11 protein-coding genes are annotated in these 12,373 nt (G+C 69.7%); 7 read left to right on the plus strand and 4 right to left on the minus strand.

Annotated elements, in window-relative coordinates:
- Positions 1-25: 25 nt before the first annotated feature.
- Genes HD599_RS03260 through HD599_RS03275 form a run of 4 tightly spaced genes read left to right on the plus strand, consistent with a single transcriptional unit; the run spans position 26 to position 3,995 of the window.
- A complete protein-coding gene (locus tag HD599_RS03260; RefSeq protein WP_184240247.1) occupies positions 26-1,078 on the plus strand; it encodes a 4-hydroxy-3-methylbut-2-enyl diphosphate reductase in 1,053 nt (350 codons plus the stop codon).
- On the plus strand, positions 1,075-1,626 hold the full coding sequence (locus HD599_RS03265; protein WP_184233596.1) for a DUF6264 family protein: 552 nt from the start codon (positions 1,075-1,077) through the stop codon (positions 1,624-1,626). Before HD599_RS03260 ends, HD599_RS03265 begins: the two co-directional genes overlap by 4 nt.
- A 6-nt stretch (positions 1,627-1,632) precedes the next feature.
- Complete coding sequence (locus tag HD599_RS03270) at positions 1,633-2,853, plus strand: sensor histidine kinase (protein ID WP_184233598.1); 1,221 nt, start codon at positions 1,633-1,635, stop codon at positions 2,851-2,853.
- Positions 2,850-3,995, plus strand: a complete 1,146-nt coding sequence (locus tag HD599_RS03275) for a hypothetical protein (protein ID WP_184233600.1) — start codon at positions 2,850-2,852, stop codon at positions 3,993-3,995. The genes HD599_RS03270 and HD599_RS03275 overlap by 4 nt, the downstream gene beginning before the upstream one ends.
- On the opposite strand, the gene fbaA is transcribed toward HD599_RS03275, so the two are convergent.
- Complete coding sequence (gene fbaA / locus HD599_RS03280) at positions 3,996-5,021, minus strand: class II fructose-bisphosphate aldolase (protein WP_184233602.1); 1,026 nt, start codon at positions 5,019-5,021, stop codon at positions 3,996-3,998.
- 241 nt (positions 5,022-5,262) lie between these two features.
- Here fbaA and glpX point away from each other — a divergent pair, with 241 nt between their 5' ends.
- Positions 5,263-6,195 carry a class II fructose-bisphosphatase gene (gene glpX / locus HD599_RS03285; RefSeq protein WP_184240249.1) on the plus strand — a complete coding sequence of 311 codons (933 nt, stop codon included), beginning with the start codon at positions 5,263-5,265 and terminating at the stop codon, positions 6,193-6,195.
- Positions 6,196-6,199: 4 nt separating this feature from the next.
- Here the strand turns inward: glpX and HD599_RS03290 are convergent, their stop codons facing one another.
- Positions 6,200-7,687 (minus strand): serine hydrolase, encoded by a 1,488-nt coding sequence (locus HD599_RS03290; RefSeq protein WP_184233604.1) that lies wholly within the window; start codon positions 7,685-7,687, stop codon positions 6,200-6,202.
- A gap of 109 nt (positions 7,688-7,796) precedes the next feature.
- Here HD599_RS03290 and HD599_RS03295 point away from each other — a divergent pair, with 109 nt between their 5' ends.
- On the plus strand, positions 7,797-9,359 hold the full coding sequence (locus HD599_RS03295) for a helix-turn-helix domain-containing protein (protein WP_184233606.1): 1,563 nt from the start codon (positions 7,797-7,799) through the stop codon (positions 9,357-9,359).
- A gap of 47 nt (positions 9,360-9,406) precedes the next feature.
- Here HD599_RS03295 and HD599_RS03300 read toward each other — a convergent pair whose 3' ends face one another.
- Complete coding sequence (locus tag HD599_RS03300) at positions 9,407-9,868, minus strand: PCC domain-containing protein (protein WP_184233608.1); 462 nt, start codon at positions 9,866-9,868, stop codon at positions 9,407-9,409.
- A complete protein-coding gene (locus HD599_RS03305) occupies positions 9,865-10,848 on the minus strand; it encodes an adenosine deaminase (RefSeq protein WP_343061859.1) in 984 nt (327 codons plus the stop codon). The genes HD599_RS03300 and HD599_RS03305 overlap by 4 nt, the downstream gene beginning before the upstream one ends.
- 291 nt (positions 10,849-11,139) lie before the next feature.
- Here HD599_RS03305 and add point away from each other — a divergent pair, with 291 nt between their 5' ends.
- Positions 11,140-12,171, plus strand: a complete 1,032-nt coding sequence (gene add, locus HD599_RS03310) for an adenosine deaminase (RefSeq protein ID WP_343061860.1) — start codon at positions 11,140-11,142, stop codon at positions 12,169-12,171.
- Positions 12,172-12,373 lie beyond the last annotated feature (202 nt).

Below are 12,373 nucleotides of genomic sequence, written 5' to 3' on the forward strand. Positions count from 1 at the left end.
CGGAAACGCCGCGGTGCATCTCGAGATGCCGCGCGTTCCCGCGCTGCGGAACAGGCTCAAGGATACCCCGGTGGCCGGGACCAAGCGGGTTCTCCTCGCGGCCCCCCGCGGCTACTGCGCTGGGGTGGACAGGGCGGTCATCGCCGTCGAGAAGGCCCTCGACCGCTTCGGCGCACCGGTCTACGTGCGTAAGCAGATCGTCCACAACATCCATGTCGTCTCCACCCTCGAGAAGAAGGGTGCCATCTTCGTCGACGACGTCGACGAGGTGCCCGAGGGTTCGCACATCGTTTTCAGCGCCCACGGAGTCTCGCCCGCCGTCGTGCAGGGTGCCGCCGACCGCCAGCTCGACGCGATCGACGCCACCTGCCCGCTGGTCACCAAGGTTCACCGCGAGGCCGTGCGCTTCGGCAAGCAGGACTTCGAGATCCTCCTCATCGGCCACCACGGCCACGAAGAGGTCGAGGGCACCATGGGCCACGCGCCCGAGCGCACCACCCTCGTCGGCAGCCCCGCCGACGTCGCGAACGTCGTCGTGAAGAACCCCGACCACGTCGTCTGGCTCTCGCAGACCACGCTCAGCGTCGACGAGACGATGGAGACCGTGCGTCTGCTGCGCGAGCGGTTCCCCAACCTGCAGGACCCGCCCAGCGACGACATCTGCTACGCCACGACCAACCGCCAGGTGGCCATCCGCAAGGTCGCGGCCGATGCCGACCTGGTCATCGTCGTCGGGTCGTCCAACAGCTCGAACACGATGAGACTCGTGGATGTCGCACTCGAATACGGCGCGAAGGCGGCGTACCGCGTCGACTACGCCAGCGAGATCCAGCAGGAGTGGCTCGACGGCGTCGTCACCGTCGGTGTGACCAGCGGCGCCTCGGTCCCCGAGGTTCTCGTGCAGGAGGTGCTCGACGACCTCGCCGACGCCGGTTACGGCGACGTCAGCCAGGTCGTGACAGCCGAGGAAGACCTCATGTTCTCGCTCCCCAAGGAGCTCCGCAAAGACGCCGACGGCAATTCCGACGAGCGCGGCCTCGGCGGCCGCGTGCGCAAACTCGATTGGCAGACCGCGTGAGCGACCAGCGCCCCCGACCCCAGTACGGCGAGTACGCGAGCGTCGACGAGCAGATCGCGGCCGGCGGTATCCCCGTCGAGGCCGGGCCCGTCGTCAGCCCGTCGCCCTCCTACTCGCCCGTGTCCGACCAGGGTCTGGTCGCGCCCGACCCCGCGACCCGCGTCGCCGGCGCATCTCCGGCACCCAAGCAGTGGGACTTCGCACTCAGCGTGACGCTGCTGATCTTCGGCGCCTACACCGTCGGGTCCTCGTTCGCCGGGCTGCTGGACTTCTCCGCCGTGCTGAGAGAGGTCTACGCGCAGGCCGGCTACGGCGAGTACACCAGCGACGGCCTCGCGGACAGTATCGGCATCGCCATCCTCGTCAGTCAGTCTGTTCTGTATCTCGCCACCCTCGTTCTCACGGTGCTGCGGATACGCGCCAAACGGGTGGCCTTCTTCGTCCCTCTCGTCGGCGGGGCCGTCGCCGGCATCCTGATGCTCGCACTGGTGCTCGTGGCAATGACCGCAGACCCGGCCCTGGCAGCCTGGGTCACCAGTCAGAGTTAGCCGCCGGTGTCGACGTCGGCGCGGGTCGCCATTCTTCCCCGCGGGGTCGCGTCGAGAGTCATCACCACCGCGGTGTCGCGTGCAGCATGGGGTGTCGCCCTCGCCATCCTCGTGCTCACGATCCCCGTGCTCGTCGACGTCCTGGTCGACCGCGGGCTGAGCGCGATGCTCTGGGCGCCGCTCTGTTGCCTCGCCGTCATGATCCTGCTGCTGGTCGCGAGCGGTGTGCGGCCCTCGACGGCGACCCGGGTGCTCTACCTCGCCGGAGGCAGCGCGAGCGCTCTCGTCTACGCGATCCTGCTGCTGTCGGCCGACCCCACGCTCAACGGCGAGGCGGGATTCATCCTCAACCGGCCGGCCATGGTGCTCGTGCTCGGCGGCGTCTCGATCGCGCGGCCGCTCGCCGGCCTGCGTTGGAGCCTGCTCGGCTACCTGCTGTCGCTCGCGGTCGCGGTCGTCTCGTCCCTCGTCGTCGGCGTGCCGATCGAGCCCGGCTGGGGGCCGACGATCGCGGTCGTCGTCTACGCGGGGGCCTTCGTGGCGCTCGTCGTCGTCAACGCCAACCAGAACAAGCAGATCCCCGACCTGGTGCGGCTCGAAGACGACACCCGGCGGCTCGCCATCGAGAACCAGTTCGAGCAGCGCGCGGCGGCCATCGTGCACGACACGGTGCTGAGCGACCTCACCGCGGTGATGAACTCCTCGGGTCCGATCGATGCCCGGGCGAGAGAGCGGTTCAGGGCGGATGTCGCGACCCTGCGTGACGCGGCGTGGCTACGCGAATCGGCCGACCCCGCCGCCGTCTCCCCGCACGACGCCGTGCTGCGCAACGCGCTCGAGGCGCTCGTGTCGGACTTCCAGTGGCGCGGACTCTCGGTCGACGTCACCGGAGACTCCAGTACCGTCATCCGGATCACCCCCGACGCCTCGGCCGCCCTCATCCTCGCCGTCCGTGCCTGTCTCGACAACGTGCTCAAGCACGCCGGCACGTCGTCGGCCGAGCTCGTCGTCTCGACCACCGACGAGGCGGTCACGGTCATGGTGGTCGACCACGGTGTCGGCTTCGACCCCGACGCGATCGCGGTCGACCGGCTCGGGCTGCGCACCTCGGTCGTCAGCCGCATCACCGCCCACCGCGGGTCGGTGCGCATCTGGTCGACGCCGGGCAGCGGCACCTCGGTGCTGATCAGCGTGCCGGGCGCCGAACTCGACGAGGTCGTGCCGTGAGCCGCGAGGCGCTGCGGGTTTCGCCGCAGCGGATCGACCCGCTCAGCTGGTACACCCGGCCGCTCGTGCCGATCTCGTTCGGCGCGCTCGCCCTCGTGGTCGCCCTCAGCACGATCGCCGCCACCTGGAATCTCGGCGACCGGGGCTGGCTCGACGTCGTGGCCATCGGCCTGATCGCGTTCGCCTGCCTGCTCATCCAGGTCTGGACCCGCCCGCTGCGCCCCGAGTTCGGCTTGCGCCAGGCGCTGGTGCCCCTGGGGCTCGCGCTCGCCGGGCTGGTGCTCTCCACGTTCAGCGCCATGGGCTCCGACATGCTCGTGCAGCACTGGTGGGCGCCGGTCGGGGTCGGCTTCATCATCGCGACCCTCGGCCCGTTCTCGAGCGTGCGGCAGGTGCTCTGCTACGGCATCACGCTCAGCGTCGCGACCTCGGTCTGCGCCTACTACGCCTTCGCCGGGCCGGACGAGGTGTGGCCGCCGGTGAGCCTCGCGTTCATCGCGGGCAGCGCCGTGGTGGTCGCGACGGTCGCCACCGCGACCTTCTGCTTCGTGGTGGTGTCGAGCACGCAGAAGCTGCTCATCGGAGCGGGGACGGTACCGCCGGCGTCGGAGGCCGCGAGCGAGGAGGCGGCCCGCCGGGTGGAGCGCCGCACGCTGGCCCGGCTCGGCAACCGGGTGGCGCCGTTCCTCGAGGGGATCGCCGCCGCGGGGGAGGTGACGGCGGCCGACCGCGCGCTCGCCGGACAGCTCGCGCGGCAGCTGCGCTCGGACCTGGTCAGCCAGGCCAACCGCACCTGGCTCGACTCGATCGCGCTGTTCGGGCGCATCTACGTGGTCGACCCCGACAACCGGGCCGACCGGATGAACTCGGCCCAGCGCACGGCGCTGCGGGCGCTGCTGATGGGCGTCATCGACAACCCGGCGGCCGCGATCGGGTCGCTCTTCATCGAACTGCGGGGCGAGGACGACGGCTCCACGGCCGTCGCCCTGAGCCTCGACTTCTCGCTGCCCGAGGGACGTCGCGCGATGATGCTCGCGCCGTACTACCTCACCCTGCAGACGACCGTCGAGTCGCTCAGCTGGGACCCCTCACGCGATCTCCTGAGATTCCAGGTTCCCGCGCGAGGGGACGACCAGGACTGATTACTTGCCGGAGTAGCCGGCGGAGCCGAGCTGCTTCGTCGCCTCGGCGACGCGGGCGGCGAGGGCGCTCTCGGCGATCTTTCCCCACGAGCGCGGGTCGTAGACCTTCTTGTTGCCGACTTCGCCGTCGACCTTGAGAAATCCGTCGTAGTTGCGCAGCACGGTGTCGGCGACGGACCGGCTGTAGGCGTACTGGGTGTCGGTGTCGATGTTCATCTTCACGACGCCGTTGGCGACGGCGAGGGCGATCTCCTCGTCGGTCGAGCCGGATCCGCCGTGGAAGACGAGGTCGAGCGGCTTCGGGCCGGTGCCGTACTTGGCCTGGATGCCGGCCTGGATCTCGCCGAGCAGCTCGGGCTTGAGCTTGACGTTGCCCGGCTTGTAGACGCCGTGCACGTTGCCGAAGGTGAGGGCGGCGATGTACCGGCCCTGCTCGCCGAGGCCGAGCGCCTCGACGGTCGCGATCGCGTCGTCGAGCGTCGTGTAGAGGTGTTCGTTGATGTCGTGGCTGACGCCGTCTTCCTCGCCGCCGACGACGCCGATCTCGACCTCGAGAACGGAGTTGATCGCCTTCATGCGCGGCAGGATCTCCTGCGCGATGCGGAGGTTCTCGTCGAGCGGGACCGCCGAGCCGTCCCACATGTGGCTCTGGAAGATCGGGTTGCGGCCCGCCTTCACCTCGGCCTCGGAGGCGGAGATGAGGGGGAGGAGGAAGTCGTCGAGGGCGTTCTTCGGGCAGTGGTCGGTGTGCAGTGCGACGGTGATCGGGTAGTTCTTCGCGGCCTCGGTGACGAAGGCGGCGAAGGCGAGAGCTCCGGACGCCCGGGCCTTGACGGTGTGGCCGGCGAAGAAGTCGGCGCCGCCGGTGGTGACCTGGATGATCCCGTCGGAACCCGCCTCGGTGAGGCCCTGCAGGATGCCGTTGATCGTCGACGATGACGACGCGTTGATGGCCGGGTAGGCGAAGCCCGAGGTCTTCGCCTTGTCGAGCATCTCGGCGTACTGCTCTGGGGTTGCGATGGGCATAACTGGCCTCCACTGGGAATACGAACGTTTACCGCTGGAAGTCTAGCGAGCCGGGTCTGGCGAACGGGAGCCGTCGGGACACGCGGGGCCTCGGCCGCCGGAGGCCCGCGGGTAGACTGGGGCTGACGTTGATTCGGCTATCGAATTTCACCACAGCGCCACGCAATCGACACCGAGGACGACAAATACCGTGAGCCCCGAAACCGGCACCCTCTACCAGCACCCCGACCGCAACCTCGGAATGGAGCTGGTGCGCGCGACCGAAGCCGCCGCCATCCGCGCCGTCCCGTTCATCGGCCGCGGCGACAAAAACGCCGCCGACGGCGCCGCCGTCGACGCCATGCGCAAGTTCCTCGGCACCGTCGAGTTCGACGGCCTCGTCGTCATCGGCGAGGGCGAGAAGGACCACGCCCCCATGCTCTACAACGGCGAGCACGTCGGCAGCGGCGAAGGCCCTGCCTGCGACATCGCCGTGGACCCGATTGACGGCACCTCGCTCACCGCGGCCGGCCGCCAGAACGCGCTCAGCATGATCGCCGTCGCCGACCGCGGCGCCATGTACGACCCCTCCGCCGTGTTCTACATGGAGAAGATTGTCACCGGCTTCGAGGGCCACGGCGTCGTCGACCTCAACCGCCCCATCGGCGAGAACATCCGCGCTCTGGCCAAGGCCAAGAACAAGGACGTCTCCGACATGGTCGTCGCCGTGCTCGACCGCCCCCGCCACGCGCAGCTCATCAACGACATCCGCGAGGCGGGCGCCGGAACGCGCCTGATGCTCGACGGCGACGTGGCCGGCGGCATCAACGCCGCCATGCACGGCACCCGCATCGACATGTGCGTCGGTACCGGCGGCACCCCCGAGGGCATCATCACGGCCTGCGCGCTCAAGGCCCTCGGCGGCCTGATCCAGGGCCGCCTGCTGCCCAGCGACGACGACGAGCGCCAGCGCGCCATCGACGCCGGGCACGACCTCGACCGTGTCCTCCACATCGACGACCTCGTCACCAGCGACAACACCTACTTCGTCGCCACCGGCGTCACCGACGGCCAGCTCGTCGACGGCGTGCGCAAGCACGGCCCCGCGATCCGCACCGAGAGCATCATCCTCCGCGGCCGCTCCGGCACCGTGCGTCGCGTGGTCGCCGAGCACCTCGCGGAGAAGTGGCTCTGACCCGCTACAGCGTCGGCAGGTAGTGCCGGGTCACGGGGGAGAGCCCCGTGACCGGCTTCTGCACCTCGATGTCGAGACGTTGGATCATCGCCGGCGTCGTCGGCGTCATCTCCATACGCAATTCGAGCGTGCCGGTCATGCCCGGGAGCGTCCAGGCCAGGTACGCGCCTGCGGTCGTCCAGGCGAGCCGGTCCGCCAGGGGAGCGCGGCTCTCCGTGAGCCCGCCGACCTCGGCGACCGCTTTCGCCAGGCGCCCGTCGCGCACCTCGGCCGAGACGTCGCTCAGCAGGTTGGGGCTGAACAGGGCCGCGGCCGCGGCCAGCGTGCCCGCGTCGACCGCCGCTTCGACGGCGACTGCGGCGTCGACCGTCGACGGCCAGAGCGCCACGGGACGCGCGGGCACGTCGAGCTCCTCGAGCACCGCGCGCAGGATCCCCGCGGCGGCGATGCCGGGACGCACGCCGTTCGTGTTCGCGAAGACCACGACGCCGAGACCGGATGCCGCGTGCCAGCGCATGTTCGACGACCAGCCGGGCAGCCCGCCGGCGTGCTGCACGATCGACCCGAACCGCACGTCCTGCTCGACGACGAGGCCCAGCCCGTAGCCCGACCCCTCGAGCCTCTGCACGTCGGGGAAGTCGGACGGCGACGGCGCGAACGTGTGGATGCGCTGCATCTCGCGTCGTGACGCGCGGCTGAGCAGCGCGTCATCCGTGTTCGACGGGTCGAAGGCGCTCGACAGCCAGGCGCTCCACCGGGCGATGTCGGTGATCGTCGAGAACATGCTCGCGGCGCACCCGCCGATTCCGGTGCCGACGAACGGGCGGTCGAACCAGGTGGCACCCTCGTCGAACGTGCCGAACCCGAGCGCGAGGTCGTGGTCGTCGCCGTAGCGCGCCGCGTCGTACCGGGTGTCGTCGAGACCGAGCGGATCGAGCAGGGTCTGCCGGGAGAAGTCGGCGAACGGCAGCCCCGACACGTTCTCGACGATGACGCCGAGCAGCCAGAAGCCGATGTTGGAGTACTGGTAGCCCGAACCGGGCAGGTCGGCGAAGTGCAGGCCCCGGCCCACCACCGCGAGGAAGTCCTCGCGGCTCAGGGCGAGCTCGTGGTCGGCCCAGCCGTTGTCCTCCGGCAGTCCCGACGAGTTGCTCATGAGCATGTGGATCGTGACGGGCAGCTCGACGCCCGCGTCATCCACCGGGTCGCTGAATTCCGGCACGTGGGCCGACACGCGGTCGTCGAGGGAGAGCAGGCCGCGGTCGCGCAGCACCAGGACGAGCGCCATCTCGAAGCTCTTCGACATCGAGGCTATGCGGTACACGGTGTCGAGCTGCGGCGTCCGTCCGTCGAACCGGTGCTCGCCGACGCCGTGCTGGAAGATCACGCCGTCGCGGTCGAAGACGCCGTAGTTGACCGAGGGCGAGACCACGGGGTGGGCGTCGAACCAGCCGCGCAGAGTCGACTCGAGGGCGGGGGAGAGGTCGGTCACGGGGATTCCTTCGAACGGCGGATACGCCCGTCCAGTCTCCCCCACTCGGCCGTGGGCGGTTCGCCTACACTCGATCTCACGGGGTCGGCCGTCGGCGAAAGGTGGGGGTGTGCGCGTTCTTGACCTGCTCGACCGCGCCGAACTGGGCCTGACCACCGTGTGGGCCGAACCGGCGATGCTCGAGCGCGACGTCAAGGGCTCGTACATCGTCGATCTGCCGAATCCCGGCCGGTTCCTCTCCGAGGGCGACCTCGTTCTCACCAGCGCGATCTGGGCCACCGGGCCCGAGAGCGCGGAGACCTATATCTCGGCGCTCGCCGACAAGCGCGTGGCCGTGCTCGTCGTCGGCACCATCATCGTCGGCGCGATCCCCGACTACATCGTCGCCGCGTGCAGCACCCGCGGCATCGTCCTGCTGACCATGTCGCAGGACGTCTCGTTCAAAGCCGTCTCGCAGTACATCGAGTCGACGCTCGCCACCGCCGAGAGCGCCGCGACGTCGCGCTCGGGCAACTTCACCCGCACCCTGCTCGACGGCATCGGCTCGGGCGGCGGGGTGCAGGGCGCGCTGCGCCTGTTCTACGACGAGTTCGCCACGGAGTGCTGGGTGCTCGAGTCGAGCGGGACCGTCTCGGCGGTCGTCGGCTCGGCGCCCGGCGTCGACGGCGTGGCCGCCGTCTGGAACCGCATGCTGGCGGCGGGCGACGGGGTCGCCGTGATTCAGGATGACGCGGGCCGCACTCTCTCCGTGTGGCCGGTCGTCACGGACAGCGTGAGGTCGATCGGCTACCTGGTCTGCGCCGGCGACCTCCGTGCGTGGCCGACCGACCTCGAGCGCGTCGTGCGGACGCTCCTCCTCGTGGTGCGCGTCGAGCTCGAACTCGTCGGCAACCGGCGGGAGGCGGAGGAGGCGCAGGGCGTCGAGTTCCTCGGGCACCTCGTCGCCGACACGCTGTCTCCCGGCGAGGCCTCGGCCCGTCTGCGCCTGCTCGGCGCCGACCCGCTGCAGCCGATGACCGCGGTCGCCGCGCAGGTCGACGACGGCGAGTACCCGTCGCGCGCCGTGCTCGAGGCGCTCACCGGCCTGCTCGGCGCGGAGGGCCGCGTGGTCGTCGCGTGCGACCTCGGCGAGGAGGCGGTGCTCCTTCTCGGGGGAGTCGAGGCGACGCCCGAGGAGATCATCGCCCACGCGGAGGCCGGTGCGCACCGGCAGCGCGCGCTGCTCGGCGATCGGACGCTGCGCATCGGCGTGAGCGAACGCACGACGAGCCTGAGCCAGTTGAGCGCCGCCGTGCGCTCGGCACGCGCCCGGATGCGCACCGCGTCGGGCGAGGGCGCCATCCTCTGGTCGACCCGGTCGACGCCGAGCTCGTACGACGCGCTGTTCGACCTGCTGCCCGAGCGGGTGAAGACGGCCTTCGGGCGCGGGCTGCTCGCGCCGCTGCTGGACTACGACGTGCGGCACGGGTCGGACCTGGTGCAGACCCTGCGGGTGTTCCTCGACGCGAGCGGCGCGTGGCAGCAGGCCGCGACCGAGCTGCACGTGCACGTCAACACGCTGCGCTACCGCATCGGACGCATCGAGGCGCTCACTCAGCGCGACCTGTCGACGATGCGCGACCGCGTCGACTTCTTCCTGGCGCTGTCGTTCGTCGCGCCCCCGGCGGATTGAGCTCGTCGAAATTCTGACCGATTGGGTTTCGACAGGCTCAACCCGCTCTAGTGCTCGAAGTACAGATTCGCCAAACCGTGCGCCGCGGCATCCGGCCGCCGTTCGAAGCGGGGTGTCAGCACCTCTTCGATCACGAGCTCGGTGACGTAGTGCACCGTGGCGGCGAGCAGGTGTCCGGCGTAGCCGTTCGCGGCGTACGCCTTCACCCCGACCGCGACGTGCACGTGCGGCAGCACCGCGCCGGTCGCCGGGTCGAAGGCGATGGTGCCGGAGCCGGTCCCCTCGACGCCCTCGAGGTGCACCGAATCGGGCAGCGGGGCGTCGTGGTCGGCGATCGGCGCGCAGGTGCCGATGAGCGAGACGCGGGTGAACGCGCCGAGGAAAACCGGCAGGTAGCCCTGCTCGATGCCGTGTTCTGCGCAGACGGCGCGGATGCTGTCGAGCACGTCGTCGCCGGGCTGCAGCACGACCGCGAAACGTCGGCCGGTGGTGATGGGGGTGCTGATCACGCGACTGCCGCCCTGACTTCGAGGCGCAGCGCCTCTTTTTCCGCCTCCGGGAGGAAGGACGAGGTGAACGAGTTCTCGGCGAGCAGGCCGAGCTGGGCCGGGGTGAGCGAGAGCTGCGTCTCGATCGCGGCGTAGTTGTCGTCGACGTAGCCGCCGAAGTAGGCGGGATCGTCGCTGTTGATGGACACGAGCAGTCCTTCGGCGAGCATCGCCGGCAGCAGATGGTCGGCGAGTTCGGGCGGCGCGGTCTTCAGGGCGATGTTCGACAGGGGGCACACGGTGAGCGGGATCTGCTCGTCGCGCAGGCGGGCGACGAGGTCGGCGTCCTCCATCGCGCGGTTGCCGTGGTCGATGCGTTCCACGCCGAGCAGGTCGAGCGCCTCCCAGACGTAGTCGGGACCGCCCTCCTCGCCGGCGTGCGCGACGCGGTGCAGGCCCTCGGCTGCCGCGAGCCCGAACGACTCGGTGAACAGCGACGGCGGGAAGCCCAGCTCGCTCGAGTCGAGCCCGACGCCGATGAACTGGTCGCGGAACGGCAGCGCGCTGCGCAGCGTCTCGGTCGCAGCGTCGCCGCCGAGGTGGCGCAGGAAGCACAGGATGAGGTCGGCCGAGATGCCGGTCGCGGCGGTGGCGTCGGCGATCGCCGCGGTCAGGCCGCCGAAGACCGTCGCCGGGGCGATGCCGTTCTGCGTGTGGGTCTGCAGGTCGAAGAACATCTCGGCGCGGCGCACTCCGGCGGCGGCGGCCCGGGCGAGGTATGCGCTGCCGAGGTCGTAGAAGTCCTCCTTGGTGCGCAGCACGGCGAGGTTGTCGTAGTAGATGTCGAGGAACGACTGCAGGTCGGTGAACCGGTAGCGCGACTTCAGCTCGGCGGGGTCGAAGGTCGGCAGGTCGATGCCGTTGCGGCGGGCGAGCGCGACGACGAGCTCGGCCTCCAACGATCCTTCGATGTGCATGTGCAGTTCGGCTACGGGGAGCACGGGTCGGTCCTCTCACTACGTGGCGCTTGTGGCGCCGGCCGGTCCAGAACGCCGGGCTGTGTCACCGAGCTAACCACAGCGGGCGCGCGGGTGATTCGGACGATCACCCAACCTTGACCGTGTCGGCGGCCACCGCGTTCGGCGAAACGACCAAACGCAATCCGGCCGATGCGCGGCCGAAACCGGGGCGAAACCTGTGTGGATGATCGCCCAAACGCCCGCCGCGCGCCGGGGCCGATCTTTGTCCTGCCTGTTATGGTGCGCGGCTCCCGCGCTTGTTTGACTGAGCCCGTGACCGAGACCCCGACCCGTGCCCAGACCCCCGACGCCTCGCTGACCGCGTTCATCGCGGGCATGCCCAAGGCGGAACTCCACGTGCACCTCGAGGGAACCCTCGAGAGTCCGCTGCGCCTCGAACTCGCGGCGCGCAACGGCATGGAGGTCTCCGTCGCCGAGCAGTCGTACACCGACCTCACCAGCTTCCTCGCCGCGTACTACCCGAACATGGACGTGCTGCAGACGCAGAGCGACTTCTACGACCTCGCCTACGCCTACCTCGTGAAGGCGGCCGGCCAGGGGGTGCGTCACACCGAGATGTTCTTCGACCCGCAGGCGCACACCAGCCGCGGCATCCCGTTCGTCAGCGTCATCACCGGCTACCACGAGGCGATCGTCGACGCGGGCCGTGCCCTCGGCATCCACGGACAGCTGATCATGTGCATTCTGCGCGACCACAGCGTCGAATCGGCGGCGGCGACTCTCGAGGAGTCGCTGCGTTACAAGCACTGGATCGTCGGGATCGGCCTCGACTCCGACGAGCGCGGCAACCCGCCGTCCAAGTTCGCCGTGGTGTTCGCCCGTGCCCGCGACGAGGGCTACCGCCTGACGATGCACTGCGACGTCGACCAGGAGAACAGCATCGAGCACATCCGCCAGGCACTCGAGGACATCGGGGTCGAGCGCATCGACCACGGCACCAACATCCTCGAGGACCCGCGCCTCGTGCAGCTCGTGATCGACCGGGGGATCGGGCTCACCTCGTGCCCGCTGTCGAATGCCATCGTCAGCGAGGGGTCGAAGTCCGGCGAGCTCCTCACCCTGCTGCGGGCCGGCGTCAAGATCACGGTGAACTCCGACGACCCGCCCTACTTCGGCGGCTACGTCGTCGAGAACCTCGTGCACCTCGCTGGCATCAGCGACATCACCCGCGACGAGCTCGTCCTGCTGCAGCGCAACGCCTTCGAGGTGTCGTGGCTGGCCGAGGCCGACCGCAGGGTCTTCCTGCGCGAGCTCGACGAGTACGTCGCGACGTGGTCGGAATGACCACTACTCAACAAGTCGCTGCCCGCATCTGGCTGTCGACCCACGAATCCGCCATCCCGTGTTTCAAACTCGTTAATATTTGGACTCAATCGGCTCACTTGTCAACAAGTGTCGGTAATGCGCGCTACGGTCGGAAGATCGCGCCACAGGTGGCACTGCTGCGGCGCCCGTCTTCCGGCGCCGGGCACACGAATGGAAAGAC

Origin of the sequence: Conyzicola lurida, assembly GCF_014204935.1 — a bacterium.
Classification (GTDB): Bacteria; Actinomycetota; Actinomycetes; order Actinomycetales; family Microbacteriaceae; genus Conyzicola; species Conyzicola lurida.

What these genes read in the sequence shown, in the direction of transcription:
- HD599_RS03260 (WP_184240247.1), top strand. Translation starts at nt 26, where the DNA reads ATGCCGCGCGTTCCCGCGCTGCGGAACAGGCTCAAGGATACCCCGGTG.
- fbaA (WP_184233602.1), bottom strand. Translation starts at nt 5,021, where the DNA reads ATGCCCATCGCAACCCCAGAGCAGTACGCCGAGATGCTCGACAAGGCG.
- glpX (WP_184240249.1), top strand. Translation starts at nt 5,263, where the DNA reads ATGGAGCTGGTGCGCGCGACCGAAGCCGCCGCCATCCGCGCCGTCCCG.